A 26,917-nucleotide genomic window follows, 5' to 3' on the forward strand; every position below is an offset into this window, starting at 1 on the left:
AGGGAGCCCGCGTTGGAAGCCGAGTCCTGGTGGATGTACCGGGGAGAAGCGCAGCCGCCGGCCTCCGAGGAACGTGCGCCCTGGCCGTCGCCCCCGCCGTGGCGCCGCTTCGGCGGCGGGCCCGTACGACCCGCCCCGCCGGACGAGGACCCCGGGGCCGCCCGCTATCTGGGCGTGGGCGAAGCGGCGCCGGCCGGCCCGGACCTCGACGCGGACGGGCTCGCCGTGGTGAACGCCGCCGTCCTGCTGCGCCGCCCGCTGCTGGTGACCGGTCCGCACGGAGCGGGCAAGACCAGCCTCGCCCACCGGATCGGCCGCGAACTGGGCCTCGGCCGGGTGCTGCGCTGGTGGATCAGCAGCCGTACCACGCTGCGCGAGGGACTGTTCTCCTACGACGCGGTCGCCCGGATCTCGGCCGGTGCGGCCGGGCAGGCGGACGCCGACCCCGGGAGGTTCGTCCGGCTGGGCCCGCTCGGCACCGCCCTGCTGCCGTACGAACGGCCCCGGATGCTGCTGATCGAGGGGCTGGACCGCAGCGATGTGGCTCTCGCCGACGAACTGCAGGGCGTCTTCGAGGACGGCGGCTTCTGCGTCCCCGAGCTGCGCTCGACCCCGTCGGCCCGGGTCGCGGCCGACGACGGGCCCGGCGCCGAGGTGGCCGAAGGCCGCGTGCAGTGCCTGCAGTTCCCCGTCGTGGTGATCACCGCCGAGGACGAGGAGAGCCTGTCGCCCGCCTTCGTGGAGCGCTGCATGCCGCTGCGATTACCCGGTCCACCCGAACCCGAGCGGCTGGCCGCGTCGTGGCTGCCGCCCGAAATGGTCGAGCCGGCATGGCGGACGGCGCTTCGGGTGGTGGAGGGGATGGAACCCGGCCGGGTCCCGTCGGCCGGGGCGCTGCAGGACGCGATGTGGCTGGGAGCGGTCCGGGCCCAAGGGGGTGGCTGGAACTCGGAGGGGGAATACCCGGGGCAGGCGGCCCTTGACGCGCTGTGGCGGCGGGGCGGGGGGAGGGGCGAATGAGCGCCTGTCGGGGTCATCCTGCGGGTGGGCTGTCCGACCGGCGTGCCGTGCTGCGCGCGCTGCGTCGGTTCGCCGTCCTGCCGGGCCGCCCCGATGCCGTGGTCGTGCTGGACGACGGGCCCGCCGCCGACGTATGGCGGCAGACCGCCCGGGAGCTCACCGAACTCGTGCGCCGCTGCGGGGCGTTCGGCCGGGTCGCGCTGCGCGAGGGAGGCGACGGGCGGGCGCTGCCGGGCGGGCCGGGACGGGTGCTCCTGCTGCTGACCGACGGCTGGGGGGAGGGATGGGCGTCCGGGCGTACCCAGACCGCACTGGCCCGCTGGGCGGCGCACGGCCCGGTGGCCGTCGTCCATCTGCTGCCCCGGAGCCTGTGGGACCGGGGCGCACTCACCACCTGGCCGGCGTTTCTGCGGCCCGCCGGACGTGGCGCCCCGGCACACCGGCTGCGTTGCCGGGTTCGCGGCATCGCCCCCGACGCGGCCGGACCACCCGGCGCCGGTGCCCTGATCCCCGTACCGGTGCTGGCGCTCGACGCCGGGGAACTCGCTTGCTGGGCCCGGCTGTTGACCGCCGAGGAGACCGGCCCCGCCCCCTTCCCGGTCACCTTCGCCGGCCGCGCCGCGAGCGGCATGGCGGCCGCCTTCGCGTCCCCGGCCCCACCCGTGCCCGTGCGGCCGTACGAACTCGCCGAGGGCTTCCGGCGCTGGGCGCCGCCCGAGGTCTTCCAGCTGGGGGTGCTGCTCGCCGCGATCCCGCTGACCTGGCCGCTGATCGACCGGGTGCGAAGGCTGTGCCTGCCCAAGGCGGGGCCGGACAGCCTCGCCCAGTTGTTCGCGTACGGCCTGGTGCGGCCGGTGGACCGGGTCCGCACCGACGCGCAGCGGGTGCGCTGGGACTTCGTCACCGGCGTGCGCGAGGAGCTGCTGGCGTATCTGCGCAAGGACGAGCTGCGCCGGCTGGTGGCGACGGTCACGGACGGCCTGGGCCCGGTCTCGCGGCGGCTGTGGGAGCTGCCACGCCTGATGGCCGAACCGCACACGTCCCCGAGCGTTCGGGTCGACGAGGAGACCTTCCCGTGGCTCACCGCCCAGAAGGCCGTTCTCGGCGCTCTTTCCGGCCCGGGGCTGGAGCCCGCCGCCCGGATGGGCCAGGCTCTGGCCGAACACATGGTCGCCCGCCGGCTGCGCCGCGCGCACGTCCGGCCGCCCGAACGCAGACAACCACCGTCATCGACGCACGCGGTCACCGAGGAAAGGGGTCCGGAGATGGTCGAGGCCAGCCGCCCGCAGAGCGGTACGCGGTCCGGGAGCACCCCCGCGGTGTGGGGCAATGTGCCGCCGCAGAACGCCAACTTCATCGGCCGTGAGGACCTGCTGGACAGCCTGCACCGCCGCCTCCAGCGCGAACGCGCCACGGCCGTCCTGCCGAACGCCCTGCACGGCATGGGCGGCGTCGGCAAGTCCGCCCTGGTCGTCGAATATCTCTACCGGCAGCTCAGCGACTACGACGTGGTGTGGTGGATTCCCGCCGAACGCACCAGTCAGATCGTCCGCTCGCTGGCCGAACTCGCCCTGCGCCTGGGACTGAAGACCAGCGGCGAGGCGGGCACCGCCGTGCCGGCCGTGCTGGAGGCGCTGCGCCGCGGGGAGCCGTACGAGGACTGGCTGCTCGTCTTCGACAATGCCGAGAGCCCCGAGACCGTACGGGCCTATTTCCCGGCCGGCGGCACCGGCAACATCCTCGTCACCTCCCGCAACCCCCAGTGGTCCAGCATCGCGCGGCCGCTGGAGGTCGACGTGTTCGCCCGCACGGAGAGCATGCAGCTGCTGCGCCGCCGCACCCCCGAGCTCACCGACGACGAGGCCGGCCGGCTCGCGGGCGCCCTCGGTGACCTTCCGCTGGCGGTCGAGCAGGCGGCCGCCTGGCTGGCCGAGACCGGTATGTCGGCGGACGAGTACTTACGGCTGTTCGAGGAGAAGCGGCTGGAGCTGCTGGACGAGACCGAGTCCCCCGACTACAAGGCGCCCGTGATCGCCGCCTGGAACGTCTCCCTGGACCAGCTGGAGGCGAAGAACCCGGCCGCCCTCCAGCTGCTCCAGGTGTGTTCGTTCTGCGCCCCCGAGCCGATTCCCCGGAACCTCTTCAACATGCTCCGGGAACGCTCCATCGCGCCCGAGCTGGACCAGGCACTGCGCGATCCGATCCGGCAGGCACAGGTCATCCGGGAGATCGGCCGCTTCTCGCTGGCGCGTATGGACCACCGGGCGAACGCGATCCAGATGCACCGACTGGTCCAGATGGCGCTCCAGGCCAGGATGACCGACGAGGAGCAGGAGCGGATGCGCCGCGGTGCCCACCAGCTCCTCGTCGCCTACGACCCCTCCAACCCGGAGCACGCCGGCCACTGGGACCGCTACGCCGAGCTGACCCCGCACGTCATGGCCTCCGGCGCGGTGCACTCCGACGACCAGTGGGTGCGGGAACTGATCATCAACGAGGTCAAGTACCTGTGCCGGTGGGGGGATTACGACACCGGCAGCGAACTGGCCACCGAGGCGCACCAGATCTGGAAGGACAGGTTCGGCCCCGACGAGGAGCAGACGCTCCTGGTGGCGAAGTGGCTGGGCGTGCTGAACTTCAGCAGCGGCCGCTACGAGGACGCCGCGCGGCTCAACGCCGAAGCGCTGGAGGCCTACCGGCGCCGGCTCGGCGAGGATCACCCCGAGACCGTGGACGCCCTGGGCAACGTGGCCATCGACCGGCGGGTGCAGGGGAAGTTCGGCGAGGCCCTCGAACTCTCCGAGTCCGTCCACGAGCGCCTGGTGCGGCTCAACGGCGACGAGGACCCGGACACTCTGCGGGCGGCCCACAACGTGGGCGTGAGCCTGCGGCTGGCCGGGCTGTTCGACCGGGCCCGGCGGCTGGACGAGGACACCTGGTCCCGCAAGGTGCAGATGTTCGGGCAGGACCACGCGGTGAGCCTGGTCACCCGGCTGGGGCTGATCGTGGACATCCGCGAACTCGGCGACTACCACCAGTCGCTCACCTTCCAGGAGGACATCACCTCCCAGTGCCGTCGCGCCCTCGGGAGCGAGAACCCGCTCACCATGTCCTGCCTGCGCCACCTCGCCGTCGCCCGCCGCAAGGCCGGCCGTCACGACGAGGCCCGGCAGGCGGCGGACGGCGCCCTGCGCCGGCTGCTCTCCCGCTACGGCGAGCACGACCCGGAGTCGCTCGCGGCGAACCTGGAGGTGACGGTGAACATGCGGCACTCCGGCGAACTCGACGCGGCCTTCGAACTGGGCACCCGTATCCACGGCCAGTACGCGGCCACGTTCGGCCCGACCCACCCGCACACCGTCGCCTCCTGGGTGAACCTGGCGGTGACCCTACGGCTGGCCGGGGACCTGGAGAAGGCACGCGAGATCGACGAGGAGTCCCTGCAGCTGCTGCGTGAACGGCTCGGCGGCCGGCACCCGTTGACCCTCGTGTGCGCCACGAACCTGGCGAGCGACCGCTTCGCGCTGGGGGATGCCGAAGGAGCCCGGGACCTGGACACCGAGACCCTCGCCTGCACGGTGGAGGTGTTCGACGAGAACCATCCCTCCGCGCTGGCGTGTGCCGCGAACCTGGCTCTCGACCTGAGGGCGACCGGGGCGGTGCAGCAGGCCCAGACGCTGCATGCCGAGACCACCGACCGGCTCGGCACCACGCTGGGCTCCGAACACCCCGCCGTCCTCCAGGCCCTGGACTGGGACCGCCGGGCCAACTGCGACATCGATCCGATGCCGCTGTGACCCGGCGGCCGGTCAGTCCCGTGCCGGCCCGGCGGCCAGCGACACGAGCTCCCGGGAGGTGACACGGCCGCCCAGCTCGGCGGCGACGGCACGCATCAACTCGGGCTGGTCGAGCAGCAGTCGGGGCGCGGGCGCCCCCTGCGCCCGCAGGGTCAGGCCGAGTCCCGCCCAGGCGCTGGGGCGGGCGGTCCGGCCGGGACGGTCGAGCTCGGCGGCGTACAGCGTCTCCGCGCGCGCCAGATCGCCGGTGACCAGGGCGAGGTCGGCGGGCAACGACCCGGGCAGGTGCTCGGCGCCGTCCCGGAGCCGGCCGAAGGCCGCCGGGTCGGTGAGCCGGAGCCGGGCGAGCAGGGCGAGGACGTCCAGCCGGCACCCCTCGGGGTCGGTGCTCACCGTGGGGCCGCTTCGGCCGGCGTTCCCCGGCACGGCTCCGGAGGTGACGGCCGCGGCCGCCTCTTCGACGGCGGACCGTTCGGGACGTACGTGATACGCCCGCCAGGAGGCGCGATGGTGCACCGCGGCCAGATCGGCGAGTGCGGCGGCAGGTTCCGGTACGGGCTCCACCAGCCACGGGTCGAGCTCCTGGGTCAGGCCGTCGACCAGCCGTCGCCCTGCCGTCGTCAGCCCGGGCCGTTCCCTGAGTGTGTCCAGGACGGCCCGGGTCTGGCGCCGCCACAGGGCGAACTCGAAGTGGGCGAGCTGTCCGGCCGGCCCTTCGTCGAGCTGCCGCCGGGTGCGCCAGAAGGCCGTGACTCCCGCGAAGGCATATGCCCCGTGCAAGAGCCCGACCAGTGGGCGTGGATCGTCCCGCCACGGTGCGTGGTAGAGGTCGCCGTCCGTGCCGTCGTGCAGCGGGGCCAGTCGCATGAGTCCGTTGAGCACCGAGTGCCGGAACTCGTGGATGAGCGTGACCGCCAGCTCCGCCGCGGCGGCGGTCTCGTCGTCCGGATGCGGGGCGGACAGCACGACGCAGCCGAACGCATCGGACGACGTGGCGCTGTGCGGTCGCAACCGCTCCCCGTGCGGCAGCGGCGCCAGTGACAGCAGCCCTGCCGAGAGGGCGGCGGCACTGTCCGGATGGTCGCGCACCAGCATCGTCCAGGCCTGCTCGACGCGCAGCTCCCAGTCCGCGTACTCCTTGTCGGTGAGCCGCTCGGGAGTGCCGGTGCCACCGGTGGGCGGCCACCCCAGGTCGTCCAGGGCGACGTCCAGGACCTGACCGTCGCACCCGGCCCGTAGCCGCCGGAGCCCCGACCATCCGGGAGCGGAAGCCTCGGGGTTCGCGGGGACGCGTACGCCGCCCACCTCCAGGCCGTTCGGTCCGCCCTGCACCGCGGCCGTCGAGTACGGCTCCGTGGGCGTCAGTTCGACCCGGCCGAGGCGCGGCAGCAGCACCTGGCCGGACGCGACGGGCACCTCGATGCTGAACTCGAGACCGGCGAGTGCGGCGGCCGAGACGGCGAGCCGGTGCAGACCGCCGAACTCGACCCAGAACGGTACGGCGTCGGCCGTCTCCGCTTCCTGGTGCTGTGCCATGGCGCGCAGTGCGCGGGCGGCCCAGGCGCCGGTCTGCGGGTCGAGCAGCACCTGCCGGAAGCGCTCGGGAGCCTGTCGCTGGGCCCGGGCCAGCAGATCCCAGGCCTCCTTGCCGATCGGCAGCCGCCCCGCGGAGTCGGCCGCGGCGGCGCCCCGCTCCAGCAGGATCCTCAGCAGCAGCAGACGGCGGCTGTACTCGGCCGACAGCAGTTCCCCCACCGACGGCGCACTGTCCCCGGCCGAGCCCAACGCCTCCAAAGTCGTTGCGGACAGCCGGTGTTGCCTTGTCACGTCGGATTCAGCTTCCCTGGCTGCCTGCCACGGTACTGAGGGGACGTGCGACGTCGTGCAGCACAGCCGTGACGGCCGGCGCGACGGCCGGGTCGTCCAGGGGCGGAAGCTGGTCGAGGGGCATGTCCGAAAAGTCAGGCAAAATCGGGTCGGTGATCGACGCCGCTGCCGCCACGTGCTGTCTCGTCATGGGCGAATCGTAGAGCCCGATCCCCGGCCTGACATCAGGAGGGCGTCGACCGCCTGAAACAGCGCCTTGACCTCGGGCGCGTCCCCGGCGCAGAGGCGAACCGCCTCCACCAATTCCTGCAGCGCACCGGCGTAACGCAGACAGGTGCGGACGACGGCGAACGCCGTCAACCGGGGCGTGGGCTGTTCGGGAACCACGGCCCACAGGCCGATGTCTCCCCGGACCAGGCCGATCAACTCCTGCCTGGCGGCCGGTGAACGCCACTCGGGGACGGCGAGCAGGGCCTCCACGACGGCGCCGACCGCCGCGTTGGACGGTCGCGCCTCGGCAGGGGCCGCAGGTGTGCCCGTGGCCAGCAACTGACCCTCCGAACCGTCCCAGCCCCGTGACCACAGATGAATGGGCGTCTGCCGGGCAAACCCCCGCGCCCGCAGGTCGGTGAAGGTGTCACGGAGCGAGGCGTGCAGGGCGTCCGCGTCGGGAGGCCAGCGGGTGGGATCGGTGTCGGCGAGCAGGCGCAGTACCTCCCGGCTGAACAGGCCGGTGCGTTCACCCGAGAGGTTGAGGGCACGCTCGCCCGCACGGACGGCGAACAGGGCCGACTGGTCGTGCCGGGCGGCGGGAGAGCCCGCGGCGAAGGTGGAGCGAGGAAGCGCACGGCGGGCGCGCCGTACGTCGGTGATCGTTTGGCAGGCGTCGACCAGCCACAGCTGCCGGCGGAACGCCGCGACGGCGTTCGAACGGAAGAACACGAGTGCCTCGTCAAGATCCAGATTGACGCGGTCGCCGTCAAGGGCGTCGGAACAGAACACCCGTCGGTGTCCGGCGGCATCCACCACCCCGTGCCCGCCCCACACCACCCACAGCAGATCCCCGTCCTCCCCCGCAATCCGGCGCAGCAGCTCGCGGTGCACGGTCGCCTGGTCCGCGGGGTGCACGGGGTGCGGGCGCTGCCGCCAGACCGCCGCGTTGCGCTCGAGCGGCGAGACCAGGACGCTCACCCGGTCCGGGGGAACGCCACGCTCCAGGAACCAGTCGGCGAACCGGCGGGCGTCCTCGGCGGGCCCGTCGAGGTCCCAGTCCGGGCCGGCCTCGTAGGACTCGACGCCGACCACGATCGCGCTGGTGCGGGAGGGCGGGACGGAGAACGGCGTCACGGCAGCTCCCGGGCGAGCAGGGTGTACAGGCCGGGATGGGACCAGTAGGCGCTGTGTGCGTACGGGAACGGTTGACGGCTGTCCAGCGGGATGTCGCGAGCCTGGTCCGGAAAGAGGGGCTCGGCGACGAACGCGAGCAGGTCGCGGCGGTCGTAGACGTTGATCCACGGTGGGAAACCGGGTCGCAGCGCAGCACCGAACGGAAGGCCGGGCAGGGCGCCGATCTCGTAGAGGAACGGGGCCTGTGAGCCCACGGTCACCAGGCGGGCCACTTCCGGTTGCGGCCCGGCGGCCAGCAGGTCGACCGCCGCGATGCCGCCCAGGCTGTGACCGAGCACGGTCACCGGACCGCCTCCGTCGGCCGCGCACTGCGCGATGCGCCGGGCGAGGACGGCGCGGATGCCGTCGCCGCGGGCCAGGTAGCGCAGGATGTCGCCGGCGGCCGGATGGCCGGCGTCGGTCAGGGCGCCCCGGCGGCGTTCCACGGACCGGGCCGCACCGAGCCGGAGGGCCGTACGGGCGGTCAGGAGGCCGACCCGGGAGGCGATCGAGCGCGGCTCCGTGCCCGGCTTCGGCCCGCCCAGGGCCTCGGCGAGGGCGTCGACCAGTTCGTCACGGGCCCGGCCGTCACCCTCGACCGCACCCGCCTCCGGTGACCCCTTGCGGCCGCCCGGTTCGGCCGACAACTGCCGCGCCGCTTCGGCCACGGCCGCGCGGGCCAGCAGCAGTGGCAGCCCGGGATCGTCGGCGAGCTCGGTGCGGGCGTCCGCCCAGGAGTCCGTGTCCAGTACGGCGGCCAGGGCGTCCGGCAGCCGGTCGGTCAGGCCCGCCGTGTCCGCCAGGGTGCGTAATCGGCCCAGACCGCCGGGTGCCAGCAGCGACCGTACGGTCTCCTCGGCGTACTCCCCGGGCAGCACTGCGCCCGGTGGCGGATCCGCCGCCTCCCCGACGCCTGCGAGGCGCAGCTCGTACAGCGGATCGGCGTACAGCAGCAGCCAGGCGTCGACCGGATCGGGCTCGGCCTCCTCGTCCGGGGCGCGGGTGCGCTCGTAGTCCGGCACCGAGGCACCGCCCGCGTTCAGCCGCGCCCCTTCCTCGGCACCCCAGGAGCAGGCGGCGACGGTCACGTCCGGCCGCAACGGTGCCAGGCGCCGGGCGAGCACGTCGACCACGGCGAGTACACCTGCCTCGCGGACGCCCGTCCCATGCACGAAGAGCAGCGTCGACATGCCGCCAGTGTGCGGGTTGCGGGGATACGGGAACAGAGGGCCGCAGGACCGCGGGCGCCCGCCCGGACACGTGGCGTCTACATGTGTTTTGCCCAGCTGTAACGCCCCTGGGGGACTGCGCGGACCTCGCTTTTTTGTTTACGTGGTGTTGGACATTCCGGGATCGGTCGTCATGGAGGTGTGCGCCATGGCTGACGCCGCGCTGCGGCTGAAGAGCCTCGTCGAACAGTTGCTGGGAGTGCCGCTCCCGCTGCGCATCCGCGCCTGGGACGGTTCGCAGGCGGGGCCGCCGGGCGCGCCGGCCCTGGTCGTGCGCAACCGCCGGGCCGTGCGGAGGCTGCTGTGGAAGCCGGGGGAGCTGGGGCTCGCCCGGGCCTGGGTCGCGGGCGACCTGGACATCGAGGGGGATTTCTATCTCGCCCTCGACCTGTTGTCGGAGCTGGTGTGGGAGCGCGGGGAGGACGCCAGGAGCCTGGTCCAGATGGTGCGGGACCCGGAGGTGCGCCGGGCCGTGGGCGGGCTCGTGAAGGTCGCCGGGATTCCGCTGCCGCCCGCCCCGCCGCGCGAGGAGGTCCGCAGATCCCGTGGCCATCTGCACACCAAGCGCAGTGACAAACGCGCCATCAGCCACCACTACGACGTCGGCAACGACTTCTACGAGATCGTCCTCGGCCCGTCGATGGTCTACTCGTGCGCCTACTGGCCCACCGCCGACGCCACCCTCGAGGACGCCCAGCGCGACAAGCTCGAACTCATCTGCCGCAAGCTGGAACTGACGCCCGGTCAGCGACTCCTCGACGTCGGCTGCGGCTGGGGCTCCCTGGCCATCCACGCCGCCCGTGAGCACGGCGTGAGCGTTGTCGGCATCACGCTGTCGCAGGAACAGGCCGCGTACGCCCGCAAGCGCGTCGCCGGCGAGGGCCTGACCGACCGGGTCGAGATCCGGGTGCAGGACTACCGGGACGTCGCCGACGGCCCGTACGACACCATCGCGTCGATCGGGATGGCCGAACACGTGGGCGCGGACAAGTACTTGGAGTACGCCGAGGACCTGCACCGGCTCCTCAAGCCCGGCGGGCGGCTGCTGAACCACCAGATCGCCCGTCGCCCGCAGCGCGACGAATCCTCGTACAACGTCGACGAGTTCATCGACGCCTACGTCTTCCCCGACGGTGAACTCGCCCCCCTCGGCACCACCGTCACCCAACTGGAGCGCGCCGGGTTCGAGGTGCGGGACGTCGAGGCCATCCGCGAGCACTACGGGCTCACCCTGCGCCGCTGGGTGGCCAATCTGGAGGTCGACTGGGCGCGCGCGATGCGGCTGGCAGGGCCCGGCCGCGCTCGCGTCTGGCGGCTGTACATGGCCGCCTGCGCCCTCGCCTTCGAGCGCAACCGCATCGGCGTGAACCAGGTGCTGGCGGTGCGCACACCCGACGGCGGGGACTCCCGGATGCCGCTGCGCGCCCGCACTTGGGGTGCGTGAGTCCCGTACGTACGAAGGGGCCCCGTTCGGTCACCGAACGGGGCCCCGACTCGTGTACGGCTACTCCGACTTGATGGCCGCCAGCATGTTCAGCCTGGCTGCCCGCCGGGCCGGCCACAGGGCCGCCAGGACGCCGACCGTCGCCGCCAGGAGGAGGAAGACGGCCATCCTCGCCCAGGGCAGGACCAGTTCGTACGTCGCCATCTTCGTGCCCAGCAGCTGGCCGGCCGCCCAGCCGAAGAACACGCCCAGGCCGATGCCGAGCACACCGCCGAAGAGCGAGATGACGAGGGACTCCAGGCGGACCATCCGCTTGATGCCCTTGCGGTCGAGACCGATCGCGCGGAGCATGCCGATCTCCTGCGAGCGCTCGAACACCGACATGGCCAGGGTGTTGATGACGCCGAGGACCGCGACGATCACCGCCATGGCCAGCAGGCCGTAGAGCATGTTCAGCATCAGCGTGAACATCTTCGCGATGTCGTCGGACAGATCCTGCTTGCTCTGGATCTTGATGGCCGGGTTGGTGCCGAGGGCCTTCTCCAGCCTGTCCTTGGTCGCGCTGGACGCGCCGTCGGCCGTCTTCACCAGGACCTGCATGTCGGACGCGTCGGTCAGGTGCGGGGTGAGAGTCGTGTTGTCGAGGAGGATGCCCCGGATCAGCTCGTTGCCCTCGTAGACGCCGGAGACCGTCAGCCGGGACGACTTCCCGTCCTCGTAGTGCGCGGTGAAGCTCGAACCCGCCTTCCAGCCATAGGACTTGGCGGTGTCGTCGTCGACGACGACCTTTGTGCCACCCACCTTGAAGGTGCCGTTGTCGACCTTCAGGTCGGTGAGCTTGCCGATCGCGGAGCCGTTCACGCCGGTCAGGAACTCCGTCGTGCCGTCGATGCGCGAGGCGGCGTTGCGCAGCGGGCTGGTGTCGGTGACGCCGTCGGTGGCGTTCAGCTTCTTGTCGACGTCGGGCGAGAGGTCGTTGCCGTTCGCCATCGACACCACGTAGTCCGCGCGGATCGCCGAACTCGCCATCTTGTCGATGGACTTCTGCAGGCTGCCCGCCATCACCGTCATGCCGGTGATGAGGGTGAGCCCGATCATCAGCGCGGAGGCGGTGGCGGCCGTACGGCGCGGGTTGCGCACCGAGTTCTGGCGGGCCAGCTTGCCCGAGACACCGAAGACGCGCAGGACCGGGGCCGCGGCGGCGATCAGCGGGCGGGACAGCAGGGGCGTGAGGATGAAGACGCCGATGATGAGGAGGACCGCGCCGAGCCCCATCGGGGCCTGGCCGTCCGAGCCGTCCATCGTCGTGGCCGCCAGGACGGTCGCGACGCCGGCTGCGCTGAACAGCGCGCCCAGCGTGTTGCGCAGCACCAGCGACTTGGTCGTCGCCTTCGCGTGCACGCTGCCCATCGCGGCGACCGGCGGGATCTTCGCCGCCCGGCGGCCGGGCAGCCACGCCGCCAGCATGGTGATGACGATGCCGACCGCGAGGGCGCTGGCGACCGTGCCGGGCGAGACGACCAGCGGCCCGTCCGGGACCGTGGCGCCCAGCGTGCCCATGAGGGAGCGCAGCCCGGCGCCGATCCCGATGCCGGCGACGAGACCGCTCACACCGGCGACCGTGCCGACCACGAACGCCTCGATGAGCACCGACCGGGTGACCTGGCGGCGGGAGGCGCCGACGGCCCGCAGCAGCGCCAGCTCCTTGGTGCGCTGGGCGACCAGCATGGTGAAGGTGTTGGCGATGATGAACGTGCCGACGAAGAGCGCGATGCCCGCGAACACCAGCAGCCCCTGCTTCATCCCGCTCATCTGCGAGGAGATCATCTCGGCCTGGTCGTCGGCGAGTTGCCTGCCGGTGGTGGTCTCCACGAGCTTCGTGCCGAGCGCCTTGTCCAGCTGCGCCTTCAGCGCGGTCTGGGAGGTGCCGGAGGCGGCCTTCACGTCGATCTCGTCGTACGTGCCCGCCTTGCCGAACAGCTGCTGGGCGGTGGCCGTGTCGAAGAGGGCGAGGCTGCCGCCGGCCGCCACATTGCCGTCATCCGTCGTGAAGATGCCGGAGACGGTGGGCGTGAGGACCGGTCCGTCGACCGAGAGCCGCACCTGGTCGCCGACCTTGTACCCGGCGCGCTCGGCGGTCTCCGAGTCGATGGCGACCTGGTCCTTGCCGTGCGGCGCGCTGCCGGACTTCAGCGGGTACCGGGCGTCCTTGTCGCCCCAGTAGTTCCCGCCCTCCGAGCGGAAGCCGCCGCCGATGAGCTTGCCGTCCTTGTCGGCGATCGCGGTGAAGCCGTTGACGGCGCCCACGGCGGACGCGGCCCCCGGCACCTTGGCGCTGGTGTCGAGCATCGCCTGGGTCAACTCGGGCTTCTTGCCCACCTTGTTGCCCGTGTCGTCCTGGTACTTGGCTTCCACGGCCACGTCGACCTGGTCGAAGCCCTTGGCCGAACTCTGCTGGTAGGCGTCCGAGATGGTGTTGGTGAAGACCAGCGTGCCCGACACGAACGCGACGCCGAGCATCACGGCGAGCACGGTCATCAGCAGCCTGGCCTTGTGCGCGAATACGTTGCGCAGGGCGGTGCGGAACATCAGCTGGTGCGGCCCTTCGCGTCGAACTGCTTCATGAAGTCCAGGACCGATTCCGCCGTCGGCTGCAGCATGTGGTCGACGATCCGCCCGTCCGCGAGGAACACGACCCGGTCCGCGTACGCCGCCGCCACCGGGTCGTGGGTCACCATGACCACCGTCTGCCCCAACTCCCGTACGGAGTTGCGCAGAAAGCCCAGCACCTCGGCGCCGGAGCGGGAGTCGAGGTTTCCGGTCGGCTCGTCGCCGAAGATGATGTCCGGCTTGGAGGCGAGCGCGCGGGCGACGGCGACGCGCTGCTGCTGGCCGCCGGAGAGCTGCGCGGGCCGGTGACCGAGCCGGTCCCGCAGGCCCACCATGTCGATCACGGTGTTCAGCCACTGCTTGTCCGGCTTGCGACCCGCGATGTCCATCGGGAGGGTGATGTTCTCCAGGGCCGTCAGCGTCGGCAGCAGGTTGAAGGCCTGGAAGATGAAGCCGATCTTGTCCCGGCGCAACTTCGTGAGCTGCTTGTCCTTCAGCGAGCCCAGCTCGGTGTCGCCGATGCGCACGGAGCCGGAGGAGAAGGTGTCGAGGCCGGCCACGCAGTGCATGAGCGTGGACTTGCCCGACCCGGAGGGGCCCATGATCGCGGTGAACTCGGCCTGCCGGAAGTCGACCGAGACGCGGTCGAGCGCGACCACCTGGGTCTCGCCCTGTCCGTAGATCTTCGAGAGATCCGTGGCTCGTGCGGCCACGGTCGCGGTGGACCGGTCGGCGACGGGTGTGGTGGTCACGGAAAGGGGCTCCTCGCGGGACGACGTCTTGAAGGGACGTGTTCCATCGTGGTGTCCGTCTGCCGCCGTGTAGTCAGCCGCTGTTCCGGTTCCAGGGGCAGACTTCGGACGGACCCCTCGTCGCCGTGTCATACCTGGGGATGACGCTCACCCCTGACAACACGGGTCTGTGGCCCGGCCGTCGGGGCGGTCGTCGAGAACCGGTGGAGCACCCTCGTTCGGGCGGTGAAATTCCGTCATTCCGCATGCGCCGCCGACCGCCGCACGCAAGGCTATTGGCAAGTGCGGATGGCTCGTTCCGCGGGCTGATGCACCCTCAGACCTCAATAAAATAAGACAACATCGGTCCGCCGTTCCGCTGTTCGGGGGATGTATCCCGATAGGCTCGGAACCTCGACGCGGAGCCCATGGCCTGCCCGGATGGTGGAATGCAGACACGGCGAGCTTAAACCTCGCTGCCCCTTCGCGGGCGTGCCGGTTCAAGTCCGGCTCCGGGCACCTCCACGTCGTCGTATCCCTGCATCCTTCATTGAAGACTTCACCGCGAGACCGTTGACAGTGGCCAAGTGCGGGCGCAAACTCGCGTCCAGAAGTTGGTGAATAAAACTTCACTACACGAACAACATGCACCACTGTCGCACCGCGACTCCACGGCAACGACGCCCACCCGAAGGGAACGCCCGATGCGCACCACCGTCGGCATCATCGGAGCCGGCCCGGCCGGCCTCCTCCTCGCCCGGCTGCTCCACAACGCCGGCATCGACTCGGTCGTACTCGAGAGCCGCGACCGTGCCTACGTCGAGCAGCGCCAGCGCGCCGGGATCCTGGAGCAGGGCACGGTGGACGTGCTGCGCGCGGCCGGTGCCGGGGAGCGCATGGACCGGGAGGGCCTGCGGCACGACGGGATCGAGCTGCGGTACGCCAAGAAGCGGCACCGGGTCGACTTCCCGGACCTCACCGGCGGCCGGTCCGTGATGGTCTACGCCCAGACCGAGGTCTGCAAGGACCTCATCGCCCTGCAGCTCAAGGAGGGCGGGCCGCTGCTGTTCGAGGCGGAGGCGCTGGCGGTGGAGGGTGCGGACACCGACAGCCCGTCCGTCCGGTTCCGGCACGAGGGGCGCGAGGACGTCCTGGAGTGCGACTACGTCGTCGGGTGCGACGGCTCCTGGGGAGTGGCCAGGAAGGCGATCCCCGAGGAATTGACCAGGGTCTTCGAGCGGACGTACCCCTTCGGCTGGCTCGGCATCCTCGCCGATGTGCCGCCCTCGCACGACGAGCTCGTCTACGCCCGCCACGACCGCGGCTTCGCCCTGCTGTCCATGCGCTCGCCGTCCGTCTCCCGCCTCTACCTCCAGGTGCCCGAGGGCACGGACGCCGAGGAGTGGGGGGACGAGGAGATCTGGGACGAGCTGGAGCGCCGCTTCGAGACCGAGGACGGGTGGCGCCTCGAGCGCGGGCCGATCACACAGAAGTCGGTGACGCCCATGCGCTCCTACGTCCAGGAGCCCATGCGGTACGGCCGCCTCTTCCTGGCCGGCGACGCCGCGCACATCGTGCCGCCGACCGGTGCCAAGGGGCTGAACCTCGCCGTGGGTGACGTCGTCACGTTCGCGCGGGCGCTGACGTACCAGAAGGAGAGCGGGTCGGCGAAGCTGCTCGACGCGTACTCGGAGACCTGTCTGCGCCGCGTCTGGCAGGCCGAGCGGTTCTCCTACGACATGACGACGCTGCTGCACCGCGCCCCCGACGCCACGCCCTTCGAGGACCGGCTGCAGCTCGCCCGGCTGGAGCGGATCGCCTCCTCGCGGGCGGCCGAGACCGACCTGGCCGAGGGATACACGGGCTTCCCGCTGGACTGACATACGGACGGCGTAAGCCGGTGATCTCCGGCCGGTTCCGGACGTGTCGCAGGTTGGTCATGAATGGGCCCCCGCGGTCAGGGGAATCACCGACCCGCGTAGCGTGTTGCGCACCACGACGAGGGAAAGATCCTCCCCAAGCACTAGGGTCAATCCTTTGCCTACCTATTACTCTTGAGCCAAGGTCCACGCACCGTGGCCATGGAGGAGTGAAATGAGGAGCAGAAACCCGGTCTTCTCGCGACGGGGGTTCAGCCGCGACAACGGCTACGCGGGCTTCAACGCCACGCCGCAGGCCGGGGGCCCCGCAGTCGGTACGCAGGCCAACCCGTACGCGCAGGGCAATCCGTACGCCCAGCAGGCGGGCAACCCCTACGCGCAGAACCCCTACGCGCAGCAGGACCTTCAGTACGGCGCCCCGCCGCAGGCCCCGGCCACCACCGGCCGGATGACGATGGACGACGTCGTCCTGCGTACGGCCACCACCCTCGGAACGCTGATCGTGACGGCCGCGCTCGCCTGGGCGCTGCTGCCGGTCGACGACGCCAACATCAGCCGGTCCTACGGCTTCGGCATCGGCGCCGCGCTGATCGGCATGGTCCTGGCGTTCGTGCAGTCCTTCAAGCGCAAGGCCTCGCCGACGCTGATCCTGTCGTACGCCGCGTTCGAGGGTGTCTTCCTCGGCGTCATCTCCAGCATCGTCGACAACCGCATCGCGAGCGGCGCGGCCATGCAGGCCGTGATCGGCACGATGGCGGTGTTCGCCGGTGTCCTGGTCGCCTACAAGGCGGGCTGGATCCGCGTCAACCGCCGGTTCTACGGCTTCGTGATGGCGGCCGCGATCGGCTTCGTGCTGCTGATGATGGTGAACCTGCTGTTCGCCGTCTTCGGCGGCGGTGACGGCCTCGGCTTCCGCAGCGGCCCGCTCGGCGTCTTCTTCGGCGTCGTCGGCATCCTGCTCGGCGCGTGCTTCCTGGCCCTGGACTTCAAGCAGGTCGAGGACGGCATCGCCTACGGCGCGCCGAAGGAAGAGGCGTGGCTGGCGGCCTTCGGCCTGACGCTGACGCTGGTGTGGATCTACATGGAGTTCCTGCGGATCATCGCGATCCTCAACAGCAACGACTAGTCCGCGACGGTCGTGAAATGAAGGGCCCCGGTTCCGACCGGGGCCCTTCGTCGTCTGGCGTTCATACGCGGTGCGCGCCTAGGCGAATTTACGCGCGGCCCTCCTCAGGTCGTACTCGTGGACGATCGCCTTCGCGTGGCCGTACGCGAGGTTGTGCTCGTGGCGGAGCCAGCTGACCTTCTCCTCGAAGCGGAAGAGAGCCGGGCCTTCTTCGACGGTGCGGAGCCAGTCGGAGACTTCACGACCGGTGCAGTGGGGGATGCGGGCGAGCATGTTGCGGTGGGTCTCCTCGGAGAGGACGTGGGACATCGGCGCCTCCGGACGCAAAGGGGATGTAAGCCGGTCCTTCAGGTCACGGTGCCTGAGCGTTCGCCCGTTGGCAACAGTCCTGCGGCGCCGCGTACGCTCGTTCTGTGGTTGATACGACGCCCTTGACTCGAGCCGTGGATCACTTCGCCGACCGTTTGAGGGCGGCACCGCAGAGCCGGTTGCAGCGGGGCGCTGCCGCGGAGGCGCTGGCGTTGGCCAGGGAGTTGGCTCGGCGGGCGCAGGCTGTGGAGGAGCCCGGGGTGGAGCCTCGGGAGATGCCGGACGCCGGGATGTTCGCCGCCGCCGATCAAATCACCGTCGCCGTACACGACTTGGCCCTCGTCCTGACGGACGAGGGCCAAGTCGAAGAAGTGGTGGAACTGGTGGCTCAGGCACAGAAGCGCGCCGGGGTGTGAACCCTAGAGGGACGCTATGACCCTGTCCGCCAGGATGTAGACGTTCTCCTCGCCGCACTCGAAAGTCAGCGTGTAGGCGCCGGAGATCCCGGAACCGCCCAGCAGCACCGGCGTCTCGCCCGCCCGCAGGGCCGCGGCGAGACGTTCCGCCGTTTCGCGGTGGCCCGGGGTCATGCACAGGGTGGTGCCGTCGGCGAAGACGTAGACGTCGAGGGTGCCCAGCGGGCCCGGGCGGACGTCGGCCAGTTCCACGCGGGAGGCGGCCAGTTCCTCGAGGGTGGCCACCGTGCGCTCGTGGTCGTTCACGACCGGTGACTGGACCGGGACGAAGTCCGGGTGGGAGGGGTGGCGGCGGCGGGCCGCGGCCAGTTCGGCGGACTCTCCCGCGAACTCGTCGGCGTCGGCGCCCGTCTCGGTCACCGGCTCCAGGCCCGCGAAGTCGGCCTGCCGGGGCAGGAACAGCTCGCTGTCCGGGAGGCCGAGCAGCGAGGGTGCGTCGGAGGCGTCACGGGCCTCCTGGGCGGCCCAGAAGGCGCGCGCCTCGGCCAGCTCCCGCTCGCGCTCCTCGGCGAGCGCCTCGGCGACTGCGGCGCGTATCTCGTCGGCCTCTGAGGAGGGGCGGGCGGCCGGCACGAGACCGCGCGCGGTGCGGTTCTCGGCGAGCTGGGTGTGCAGAGCCGCGACCTCACGGCGCAGCACCATGAGCGTGCGCAGGACGGCGACGCCCACGGCACCCGTGGCGGCCGTGGTGACCAGCAAGGCGATCGGCATGGCGCTCACTGACGTACTCCCGGTTCAAAGTCGACCCCCGACTTCCTACATCAGCTTGAAGGGCGGACTAACCAGCTGTCAGTGCGTAACGTCACGAAACGGACAGGAACTTGGGTCCGGGGTTTGGTGTCGCAACGTCGCTGACCTGCGTAGTTCACTCCCGTAAGGGAGATAGGTCACATCCTGGGGGAGATTGGATCACAAAATGGCCCGGAGGCCCGAGGTTTCCCGGACTCCGGGCCATTGGCTCACGGCCTGTGCCTCGGTGGTTACGGAGGGCTCAGCTGAGGCGCTCGATGACCATCGCCATGCCCTGGCCGCCGCCGACGCACATCGTCTCCAGGCCGAACTGCTTGTCGTGGAACTGGAGGGAGTTGATGAGCGTGCCGGTGATGCGGGCTCCGGTCATGCCGAAGGGGTGGCCGACGGCGATGGCGCCGCCGTTGACGTTCAGCCTGTCGAGGTCGATGCCGAGGTCGCGGTAGGACGGGATCACCTGGGCGGCGAACGCCTCGTTGATCTCGACCAGGTCGATGTCGTCGATCGTCAGGCCGGCGCGCTGCAGGGCCTGCTTCGACGCCTCGACCGGGCCGAGGCCCATGATCTCGGGGGAGAGGCCGGAGACGCCGGTGGACACGATGCGGGCGAGCGGGGTGAGGCCGAGCTCGCGGGCCTTGGTGTCGGACATGATCACGACCGCGGCGGCGCCGTCGTTCAGCGGGCAGCAGTTGGCGGCGGTGACCAGGCCGTCGGGGCGGAAGACCGGCTTGAGGCCCGCGACGCCCTCCATGGTGACGCCGGCGCGCGGGCCGTCGTCCTTGCTGACGACCGTGCCGTCGGGGAGGGTCACCGGGGTGATCTCGCGCTCCCAGAAGCCGTTCTTGATGGCTTCCTCGGCCAGGTTCTGCGAGCGGACGCCGAACTCGTCCATGTCCTGGCGGGTGACGCCCTTGATGCGGGCCAGGTTCTCGGCGGTCTGGCCCATCGCGATGTACGGGTCCGGGACCAGGCCGTCCTCGCGCGGGTCGTGCCAGGTCGTGCCCTCCTGCTGGGCGACCTCGGCGGTGCGGGCCTCGGCCTCGGCGAACAGCGGGTTGTGCGTGTCCGGGAGGCTGTCGGAGTTGCCCTTGGTGTAGCGGGAGACCATCTCGACGCCGGCCGAGATGAAGACGTCGCCCTCGCCGGCCTTGATGGCGTGCAGGGCCATGCGGCTCGTCTGGAGCGACGAGGAACAGTAACGGGTGACGGTGCAGCCCGGGAGGTGGTCCATGCCCATCTGTACGGCGACGATGCGGCCGAGGTTGTTGCCCTGCTCGCCGCCGGGGAGGCCGCAGCCGAGGTGCAGGTCGTCGATGTCCCTCGGGTCCAGCTCGGGGACCTTGGCCAGGGCCGCCTGGATGATCGTGGCGGTGAGGTCGTCCGGGCGCAGGTCCTTGAGGGAGCCCTTGAAGGCGCGGCCGATGGGGGAGCGGGCGGTCGAGACGATCACGGCTTCGGGCATCACGGCTCCATTGGCGTACGGGGTTTTTCAGGGCAGGGCTGGTTGGGAAGTTACCCGCACGTACCTCCAGGGTCACCGGTGTAGGGGTGTGACCCTGGCCGCAATTTTCTAAGCGCTTGCTTTTTCAGATGCCGGGCGAGCGGGAGGGTGCGGACGCCGGCTTTGACGGGGCCGTCGATTCCGGTTCCTGGACCCGGCGGCGGCGCCGCCGCTTGAGCAGGGCCCATGGACCCCGTGGACCCGTCGGCATTGCCGCGGTGACCTCTGTGCCGGGCTCCGAGGCGGCTTCCGCTGCCGCGCGTGCGACCGGGAGGAAGCCCTCGCGGCGCGACACGTCGGGCCGTTCCTCTTCCGCCGGCCAGAGGGCGAGGGCCGCGCAGACCGTCGGCAGGACCGCCATCGCCGCTGTGGCGTAGCCCTCGGCGGAGGGGTGGTAGTTGTCGGGGCCGAAGAGTTCTCGGGGGTTGGCCTCGAACTCCGGGCCGAGCAGGTCGCCCAGCGACACCGTGCGGCCGCCCTGTTCGACCGCGCCGATCGTCTGGGCGGCCGCCAGCTGGCGAGAGGCGCGGCGGGCCAGCCAGCGCAGGGGCTGCTGGACCCGCTCCACGGTGCCCAGATCGGGACAGGTGCCGACGACCACCTCCGCACCGGCCGTACGCAGCCGCCGTACCGCTGCCGAGAGATGGCGGACCGAGCGGGTCGCCGGCATGCGGTGGGTCACGTCGTTCGCGCCGATCATGATCACACAGACGTCGGGTGCCCGGGAGGGGTCGGCGAGGACCAGCGCGACCTGGCGGTCCAGGTCGTCGGAGGTGGCGCCCGGGAGGGCCACGTTGTGCAGTTCCACCGGGCGTTCGGCCACCGCGGAGAGGCCCGAGGCCAGCAGCGCGCCCGGCGTCTGGCCCGCGCGGTGGACGCCCTGGCCCGCGGCCGTGGAGTCACCGAGCATCGTCAGGCGCAGGGGCGGTTCGTCGGCGGTGGAGTAGGCGTTGCCGTACAAGCCGTCCGCCACCGGGACGCGGCCGCCGGAGCCGTTGCCCACATGGCGCTTGGCCATCTGCACCTCGGCCAGCAGCAGCCCGACGGCGGCCGCCCCGGCCAGCCCGATGCCGCCACCGCCGTACGCAGCACCGGCCGCGATCCGCCGAGCCACCCTCGCCCTCGACATACTCGTCATACCTCGCCGCCACCTCCTCTAGCCGTACATCCACTCCTTGCCCCGCACGGACCGTCGCCCAATCCCAACAGCGAGTGAACGGCCGTCATGTGCCCCGTACAGGCCATAGGCTGGCGGAACCAATCACGACCACTTCTTGTGCAAGCATCCGGAGACAACGGTGCAATTCCACGACTCGATGATCAGTCTCGTCGGCAACACCCCGCTGGTGAGGCTCAACAACGTGACCAAGGGCATCAAGGCGACTGTCCTGGCCAAGGTCGAGTACTTCAACCCGGGCGGTTCCGTGAAGGACCGCATCGCCCTGCGCATGATCGAGGCGGCGGAGGAGAGCGGCGCGCTCAAGCCCGGCGGGACGATCGTCGAGCCGACCAGCGGGAACACCGGGGTCGGGCTGGCCATCGTGGCGCAGCAGAAGGGGTACAAGTGCATCTTCGTGTGCCCCGACAAGGTGAGCACGGACAAGATCAACGTGCTGCGGGCGTACGGCGCCGAGGTCGTCGTGTGCCCCACCGCCGTGGACCCCGAGCACCCGGACTCGTACTACAACGTCTCCGACCGGCTGGTGCGCGAGACGCCGGGCGCGTGGAAGCCCGACCAGTACTCCAACCCCAACAACCCCCTCTCCCACTACCACTCCACCGGCCCCGAGCTGTGGGAGCAGACGGAGGGGAGGATCACCCACTTCGTGGCGGGTGTGGGGACCGGAGGCACCATCTCCGGCACCGGGCGGTATCTGAAGGACGTCAGTGACGGCAAGGTGCAGGTCGTCGGTGCCGACCCGGAGGGGTCTGTGTACTCCGGCGGGTCCGGGCGGCCGTATCTCGTCGAGGGCGTCGGTGAGGACTTCTGGCCGACGGCCTACGACCGCACGGTCGCGGACGAGATCGTCGCCGTCTCCGACAAGGACTCCTTCCAGATGACCCGGCGGCTCGCCAAGGAGGAGGGTCTGCTGGTCGGCGGTTCCTGCGGCATGGCGGTCGTGGCGGCCCTGCGCGTCGCCGAGCGGCTGGACGAGAACGGCGTGGTGGTCGTGTTGCTGCCCGACAGCGGGCGCGGCTACCTCTCCAAGATCTTCAACGACGAGTGGATGGCCGACTACGGCTTCCTCGAGGACGAGGGCCCCAGCGCGCGCGTCGGCGACGTGCTGAGCGACAAGGAGCACGGCGCCATCCCGTCCCTCGTCCACATGCACCCGGACGAGACCGTCGGGGAGGCCATCGAGGTGCTGCGCGAGTACGGCGTCTCGCAGATGCCGATCGTGAAGCCGGGCGCCGGTCACCCCGACGTCATGGCCGCCGAGGTCGTGGGCTCCGTCGTCGAACGGGAGCTGCTCGACGCCCTGTTCACCAAGCGGGCCTCGCTCGACGACCCGCTGGAGAAGCACATGTCCGCCCCGCTGCCCCAGGTCGGTTCCGGAGAGCCGGTCGGCGACCTGATGTCCGTGCTCGGCGGCGCCGACGCGGCGATCGTCCTCGTCGAGGGCAAGCCGACCGGGGTGGTCAGCCGGCAGGACCTGCTGGCCTTCCTCGCCAAGGGCGGTAAGTAGAGGGAAACCTGCGGTGAACTGCCCGTGCCGGCGGCGAACTTCCGGTTGCCCACCGAAGCGGTGGACTTCGCGGAAGTGGTACGAGGGCGTCACGTCCACGCAGCACACGCTTAACACGGGTCCGGCACATTAGTGGGTGTCGGCAGGGCGGGAGCGGCTCCCCGCCCCGGCCGACGCCGAACGTCCAAGGACCTCCGGAGCGGCTCCCGGACCTCCATGGACGCCGGACGTCAGACCTGGCCTGACCCGGTCGACGTCCCTCGCGGGGACCGCCGTCGTCCCGCCCCCCGGCAACGGGGGTGCGGCGGTCCCCGCGCATATCCTTTTCAGCGGGAGTGCGTGCCAGTGGTCGCCCAACTCGCCAGCAGCGCCAGCCGCTCCGCCGTCTCCGAGCCCGGCTCCGGCGTGTAGACGAGAACCGTCTGGTCGCCGTCGCCGGGCACGGACAGGGTTTCGTACGGGAAGACGAGCAGGCCCGCGACCGGGTGCCGGATGCGCTTCACACCGTACGCGCACTCCTTGACCTGGTGGTCGGCCCACAGCCGGCGGAAGTCCTCGCTCTTCAGGGAGAGTTCGCCGACCAGGGAGGTCAGTTCGCGGTCGTCCTGGTGGTGGCCGGCCAGGACCCGCACGTGGGCGACGCACATGGCCGCCACCGCCTGCCAGTCCGGGTAGAGGTCGTGGGCGACGGGGTCCAGGAAGACGTGGCGCGGGATGCTGCGCTGCTCGGCTGTCGTACCGCTGTGGCCGAAGACCGCGTCGGCCAGGGCGTTCCAGGCCAGGACGGTCATACGGTGGTCCAGGACGACGGCCGGGGTGCGTTCCATGCTGTCGAGCAGGAGCTGGACGCCGGGGCGGACGCGGGGTTTCGACGGGCGCTCGGCCTGTTTGGGCGGGCGGGCCACCGCGTACAGGTAGGCGTGCTCGGTGTCGTCGAGGCGCAGTACGCGTGCGATGGCGTCCAGGACCGCGTCGGACACGCTCGGGCCGCGGCCCTGTTCGAGGCGGATGTAGTAGTCGACGCTCACTCCGGCCAGCTGCGCCACCTCCTCCCGGCGCAGGCCCGGTACGCGGCGCCGCCCGTACGAGGGCAGCCCCACCTCCTCGGGCTGGATGCGAGCACGGCGCGAGCGCAGGAAGTCTCCGAGGTCCCCGTCCATGCATTCGATCGTAGGGGAGGGACGGGATTCCAACCTGGTTCTGCCAGACCCAGGAAAAGCTCATCCCTGGGTAGGGCCTGCGGGGCGGCGCACGGTGGTGGATGTCGCCGGGAGAGCCCCGGAGACGTCCTTGCCAAGGAGCACTCATGTCGTACGAGAACCTGGCCGGCCGTACCGCCGTCGTCACCGGGGCCGCGAGCGGGATCGGGGAGGCCGTGGCCGTACTGCTGGCCGCGCAGGGGGCGAAGGTGGCCCTGCTGGCGCGGCGGCGGGAGCGGCTGGACGCCCTCGTCGAGAAGATCCGGGCGAACGGCGGACAGGCCCTCGCCGTCGTGGCCGACGTGACCGACGACGGGTCGGTGGACGCGGCCGTCGAGCGGATCCACGCCGCCTACGGGACCGTCGACCTGGTCGTGAACTCGGCGGGCGTCATGCTGCCGAACCCCGTGGACGACCGGCGGATCGACGAGTGGCGGCGGATGATCGACACGAACGTCACCGGAGTGCTGCGGGTGACCGGCGCCTTCACCGCCGACCTGGTGGGCGCGGCCGCCGAGGGTCGCCCCGCGGACCTGGTGAACATCTCGTCCATCGGCGCGCACATCGTGTTCCCGAACTACGCGGTGTACGGGGCGACCAAGGCCGCGATCACCCATCTCTCCGAGACCCTGCGTGCCGAGTTCGGGCCGCGTGATGTGCGGGTCACCAACATCGAGCCGGGGTTCACGGCGACCGAGCTGGCGCAGCACATCGACAGCGACGGGCTGCGGGAGCAGGTCGACGGGATGCTCGAGGCGGTGGGCTCGCTGTCCTCCGAGGAGGTCGCCGACGTGGTGGCCTACGTCGGCAGCCGTCCCCGGCACGTCAACCTGCGGCAGATCATGGTGCTGCCGACCCGGCAGGCGTGAGAGGTCAGTCCTCCCAGCGGTCGTCGTCCTTGGCCGACCTGTGGTGCCGGCGGCCGCTGAAGAGGCCGGGATTGGCGCGGACCGCCTGGAAGGCGTTGACGCCGACGATGCCGGCCCAGGTGACGAACAGGCCGGGCAGGTGGGCGATGCCGCCGCCGATCGCGGACAGCGGGATCGCCAGGACCATCGAGACGATGCCGAAGCCGAATCGGTCGCCCCAGGTGTCCGTCGGCTTCGGCGTGCGGGAGCCGCGGGCCACCACCATCTGCTGCTCGGCCATCTGCCGGCGCACCCGGCGCTCCACCGCGCCGTCGATGCGCTGGTCGACCTTCTCCAGGAACGAGTCGACCAGTGCGGACTCGTACTCCTCACCCAGCTCCCTGCGGGCCTGCAGGGTGGCGTTGAGTTCCTTCTTGAGCTCGGCGTCCCGCGCGTCCATCCCGGTCTCCGTCCACATTCCCGTCATGGCAGTCCACGTTAGGGAGCCGGGGCGCCCGCCGCACTGGGGATAGCCCCCCTGTTCGAGCTGGGGTTCTCCGGGAGGACGCCGAAGGACTCCAGGACCCTGCGGTGGTCCTGGTCGACGCCCGTGATGTTGACCTCGATGCCGCGGCCGCGCAGGTCGCCGACCGCGTCCTTCAGCGCCAGCGCGCCCGTCGCGTCCACCGCCGTCAGGCCCGACAGGCGCAGGTCGACGACCGCGACTCCTTCCACGTCGGCGAGGGTGCGGCGGATGCGGTGGGCGGCGGCGAAGAGGAGCGGACCCGCACAGTGGTATGTCACATTGCACACGCCGGGGAGCTCGTCCGCGGCGGCCGGGGTCAGTCGGGTGTTGCGGACCGCCGCGCGCAGGGCCAGGAGGACGGAGACGGCGAGGCCGATCAGGACCGCCCGGACGAGGTCGAGGGCGAGGGTGGAGGCCGCGGTGAGGGTCAGGACCAGGGCGTCGCCCCGGGTCGCCCGGGCCATGGCGCGGACCGCGTCCGTCTCCACCATCCGTACGGCCGTCGCCAGCAGTACGCCCGCCAGCGCGGCCAGCGGGATGCGGCCCACCAGCGGCGCGGCGAGGGCGACGATCCCGGCCAGGATCACGGCGTGCGCGAGGGCGGCCAGGCGGGAGGCGGCTCCGGTGCGGACGTTGACCGCCGTACGCGCGATCGCGCCCGTCGCCGGGACGCCGCCGAAGAGCGGGGCCGCGAGGTTGGCGATGCCCTGGCCGAAGAGTTCCTTGCCGGGGTCGTGGCGCTCGCCCGGGCGCATTCCGTCGGCGACCGAGGCGGAGAGGAGGGATTCGAGGGCGGCCAGCGCGGCGACCGCGGCTGCGGGCGCTAGGAGGGTGGGGATGCGGGAGACGTCGAGGAAGGCGAGGGAGGGGGCCGGGAGCGAGGGCGGGAGCGAGCCGATGCGGGTGACGTGGAGGTGCAGGGTCTCGGCCACGACGGTGGCCGCGGCGACGGCCGCGAGGGAGAAGGGGACCGTCGGCTTCCAGCGGGCGCCCGTCAGCATCAGCGCGGCCGAACCCAGGGCGAGCAGTAGAGCCGGCCACTGCGGGGTCGCTTCGAACTCCTCCGCCGCCCGCGCCGCGACCACCGCGACCTGCTCGCCGTGCGGGAGGGGGACGCCGAGGGCGTTCGGCACCTGCTGGAGGGCGATCACCGCCGCGATGCCGATGGTGAAACCCGCGATCACGGGCGCGGGCACGTACGCCATGGCGGCGCCCGCGCGGGCGAAGGCCAGGGCCAGCAGCATGAGGCCGGCGAGCAGACCGACCGAGAGGACGCCGTTGGCGCCGTAGTGATGGACGATCGGCACGAGGACGACGGTCATCGCGCCGGTGGGCCCGCTGACCTGGCGTGCGCTGCCGCCGAACAGTGCGGCGAGCGCCCCGGCGACGATCGCGGTGGCCAGCCCGGAGGCGGCACCCAGTCCGGACGTGACCCCGAAACCGAGGGCGAGGGGGAGGGCGACCACGGCGACGGTCAGGCCGCAGAGGAGGTCGCGGCGCGGGGCGCGGGTCATGGAGCGGAGGTCGGCGAGGGAGGGCAGGACGGAGAGGGCCGAGCGAGGGGGGTTCAT

General features: G+C 71.5%; 21 protein-coding genes and 1 tRNA gene. 9 read left to right on the forward strand and 13 right to left on the reverse strand.

The window, feature by feature from the left end; translation table 11 throughout:
* The first annotated feature begins 12 nt into the window (after positions 1-12).
* On the forward strand, positions 13-1,020 hold the full coding sequence (locus ACFY1L_RS24885; RefSeq protein WP_388828220.1) for a MoxR family ATPase: 1,008 nt from the start codon (positions 13-15) through the stop codon (positions 1,018-1,020).
* On the forward strand, positions 1,017-4,817 hold the full coding sequence (gene fxsT, locus ACFY1L_RS24890; protein ID WP_388828223.1) for an FxSxx-COOH system tetratricopeptide repeat protein: 3,801 nt from the start codon (positions 1,017-1,019) through the stop codon (positions 4,815-4,817). The genes ACFY1L_RS24885 and fxsT overlap by 4 nt, the downstream gene beginning before the upstream one ends.
* A gap of 12 nt (positions 4,818-4,829) precedes the next feature.
* On the opposite strand, the gene ACFY1L_RS24895 is transcribed toward fxsT, so the two are convergent.
* From ACFY1L_RS24895 to ACFY1L_RS24910, 4 genes are read right to left on the reverse strand one after another with little or no spacing between them, the layout of a single operon-like run.
* Positions 4,830-6,644, reverse strand: a complete 1,815-nt coding sequence (locus tag ACFY1L_RS24895) for an HEXXH motif domain-containing protein (protein ID WP_388828226.1) — start codon at positions 6,642-6,644, stop codon at positions 4,830-4,832.
* Between the two features lie 7 nt (positions 6,645-6,651).
* On the reverse strand, positions 6,652-6,834 hold the full coding sequence (locus ACFY1L_RS24900) for a hypothetical protein (protein WP_388828229.1): 183 nt from the start codon (positions 6,832-6,834) through the stop codon (positions 6,652-6,654).
* Positions 6,831-7,991 carry a hypothetical protein gene (locus ACFY1L_RS24905; protein WP_388828232.1) on the reverse strand — a complete coding sequence of 387 codons (1,161 nt, stop codon included), beginning with the start codon at positions 7,989-7,991 and terminating at the stop codon, positions 6,831-6,833. Before ACFY1L_RS24905 ends, ACFY1L_RS24900 begins: the two co-directional genes overlap by 4 nt.
* A complete protein-coding gene (locus ACFY1L_RS24910; protein WP_388828235.1) occupies positions 7,988-9,220 on the reverse strand; it encodes a hypothetical protein in 1,233 nt (410 codons plus the stop codon). The genes ACFY1L_RS24905 and ACFY1L_RS24910 overlap by 4 nt, the downstream gene beginning before the upstream one ends.
* A gap of 187 nt (positions 9,221-9,407) precedes the next feature.
* Between ACFY1L_RS24910 and ACFY1L_RS24915 the strand changes: the two genes are divergently transcribed.
* Positions 9,408-10,703: a class I SAM-dependent methyltransferase gene (locus ACFY1L_RS24915; RefSeq protein ID WP_388828238.1), complete on the forward strand. Its 1,296-nt coding sequence runs from the start codon at positions 9,408-9,410 to the stop codon at positions 10,701-10,703.
* Between the two features lie 60 nt (positions 10,704-10,763).
* Here the strand turns inward: ACFY1L_RS24915 and ACFY1L_RS24920 are convergent, their stop codons facing one another.
* Both ACFY1L_RS24920 and ACFY1L_RS24925 read right to left on the reverse strand, forming a co-directional pair.
* A complete protein-coding gene (locus tag ACFY1L_RS24920; protein WP_388828241.1) occupies positions 10,764-13,292 on the reverse strand; it encodes an ABC transporter permease in 2,529 nt (842 codons plus the stop codon).
* The gene (locus tag ACFY1L_RS24925; protein ID WP_388828244.1) at positions 13,292-14,065 is read right to left on the reverse strand and encodes an ABC transporter ATP-binding protein; all 774 of its coding nucleotides are present in this window, start codon (positions 14,063-14,065) and stop codon (positions 13,292-13,294) included. The genes ACFY1L_RS24920 and ACFY1L_RS24925 overlap by 1 nt, the downstream gene beginning before the upstream one ends.
* Before the next feature lie 414 nt (positions 14,066-14,479).
* On the opposite strand from ACFY1L_RS24925, the gene ACFY1L_RS24930 reads away from it, so the two are divergent.
* From ACFY1L_RS24930 to ACFY1L_RS24940, 3 genes are all read left to right on the forward strand, one after another.
* A tRNA-Leu gene (locus ACFY1L_RS24930) sits at positions 14,480-14,563 on the forward strand.
* Positions 14,564-14,748: 185 nt separating this feature from the next.
* Positions 14,749-15,924 carry a 4-hydroxybenzoate 3-monooxygenase gene (locus tag ACFY1L_RS24935; protein ID WP_388828247.1) on the forward strand — a complete coding sequence of 392 codons (1,176 nt, stop codon included), beginning with the start codon at positions 14,749-14,751 and terminating at the stop codon, positions 15,922-15,924.
* Between the two features lie 214 nt (positions 15,925-16,138).
* Positions 16,139-17,050 carry a Bax inhibitor-1/YccA family protein gene (locus ACFY1L_RS24940; protein ID WP_388828250.1) on the forward strand — a complete coding sequence of 304 codons (912 nt, stop codon included), beginning with the start codon at positions 16,139-16,141 and terminating at the stop codon, positions 17,048-17,050.
* Between the two features lie 78 nt (positions 17,051-17,128).
* Here the strand turns inward: ACFY1L_RS24940 and ACFY1L_RS24945 are convergent, their stop codons facing one another.
* The gene (locus tag ACFY1L_RS24945; protein ID WP_388828253.1) at positions 17,129-17,359 is read right to left on the reverse strand and encodes a DUF4287 domain-containing protein; all 231 of its coding nucleotides are present in this window, start codon (positions 17,357-17,359) and stop codon (positions 17,129-17,131) included.
* 104 nt (positions 17,360-17,463) lie between these two features.
* On the opposite strand from ACFY1L_RS24945, the gene ACFY1L_RS24950 reads away from it, so the two are divergent.
* Positions 17,464-17,775 carry a hypothetical protein gene (locus ACFY1L_RS24950; protein ID WP_388828256.1) on the forward strand — a complete coding sequence of 104 codons (312 nt, stop codon included), beginning with the start codon at positions 17,464-17,466 and terminating at the stop codon, positions 17,773-17,775.
* 3 nt (positions 17,776-17,778) lie between these two features.
* Here ACFY1L_RS24950 and ACFY1L_RS24955 read toward each other — a convergent pair whose 3' ends face one another.
* From ACFY1L_RS24955 to ACFY1L_RS24965, 3 genes are all read right to left on the reverse strand, one after another.
* Positions 17,779-18,555 carry a hypothetical protein gene (locus tag ACFY1L_RS24955; protein WP_361260394.1) on the reverse strand — a complete coding sequence of 259 codons (777 nt, stop codon included), beginning with the start codon at positions 18,553-18,555 and terminating at the stop codon, positions 17,779-17,781.
* Between the two features lie 271 nt (positions 18,556-18,826).
* Positions 18,827-20,047 carry an acetyl-CoA C-acetyltransferase gene (locus ACFY1L_RS24960; protein ID WP_388828259.1) on the reverse strand — a complete coding sequence of 407 codons (1,221 nt, stop codon included), beginning with the start codon at positions 20,045-20,047 and terminating at the stop codon, positions 18,827-18,829.
* A 124-nt stretch (positions 20,048-20,171) separates the two neighbouring features.
* Positions 20,172-21,224, reverse strand: coding sequence for an SGNH/GDSL hydrolase family protein (locus ACFY1L_RS24965; protein ID WP_388828262.1), 1,053 nt, complete (start codon positions 21,222-21,224; stop codon positions 20,172-20,174).
* 160 nt (positions 21,225-21,384) lie between these two features.
* Here ACFY1L_RS24965 and ACFY1L_RS24970 point away from each other — a divergent pair, with 160 nt between their 5' ends.
* Positions 21,385-22,773, forward strand: a complete 1,389-nt coding sequence (locus ACFY1L_RS24970) for a cystathionine beta-synthase (protein ID WP_388828265.1) — start codon at positions 21,385-21,387, stop codon at positions 22,771-22,773.
* Positions 22,774-23,099: 326 nt separating this feature from the next.
* Here ACFY1L_RS24970 and ACFY1L_RS24975 read toward each other — a convergent pair whose 3' ends face one another.
* Positions 23,100-23,933 carry a helix-turn-helix transcriptional regulator gene (locus ACFY1L_RS24975; RefSeq protein WP_388828268.1) on the reverse strand — a complete coding sequence of 278 codons (834 nt, stop codon included), beginning with the start codon at positions 23,931-23,933 and terminating at the stop codon, positions 23,100-23,102.
* 146 nt (positions 23,934-24,079) lie between these two features.
* Here ACFY1L_RS24975 and ACFY1L_RS24980 point away from each other — a divergent pair, with 146 nt between their 5' ends.
* Positions 24,080-24,841, forward strand: coding sequence for an SDR family oxidoreductase (locus tag ACFY1L_RS24980; RefSeq protein WP_388828271.1), 762 nt, complete (start codon positions 24,080-24,082; stop codon positions 24,839-24,841).
* 4 nt (positions 24,842-24,845) lie between these two features.
* On the opposite strand, the gene ACFY1L_RS24985 is transcribed toward ACFY1L_RS24980, so the two are convergent.
* Both ACFY1L_RS24985 and ACFY1L_RS24990 read right to left on the reverse strand, forming a co-directional pair.
* Positions 24,846-25,280, reverse strand: coding sequence for a hypothetical protein (locus ACFY1L_RS24985; protein WP_388828423.1), 435 nt, complete (start codon positions 25,278-25,280; stop codon positions 24,846-24,848).
* Positions 25,281-25,318: 38 nt separating this feature from the next.
* The gene (locus tag ACFY1L_RS24990; RefSeq protein WP_388828274.1) at positions 25,319-26,917 is read right to left on the reverse strand and encodes a SulP family inorganic anion transporter; all 1,599 of its coding nucleotides are present in this window, start codon (positions 26,915-26,917) and stop codon (positions 25,319-25,321) included.

It is taken from the genome of Streptomyces sp. NPDC001663, from assembly GCF_042893105.1.
GTDB lineage: Bacteria > Actinomycetota > Actinomycetes > Streptomycetales > Streptomycetaceae > Streptomyces.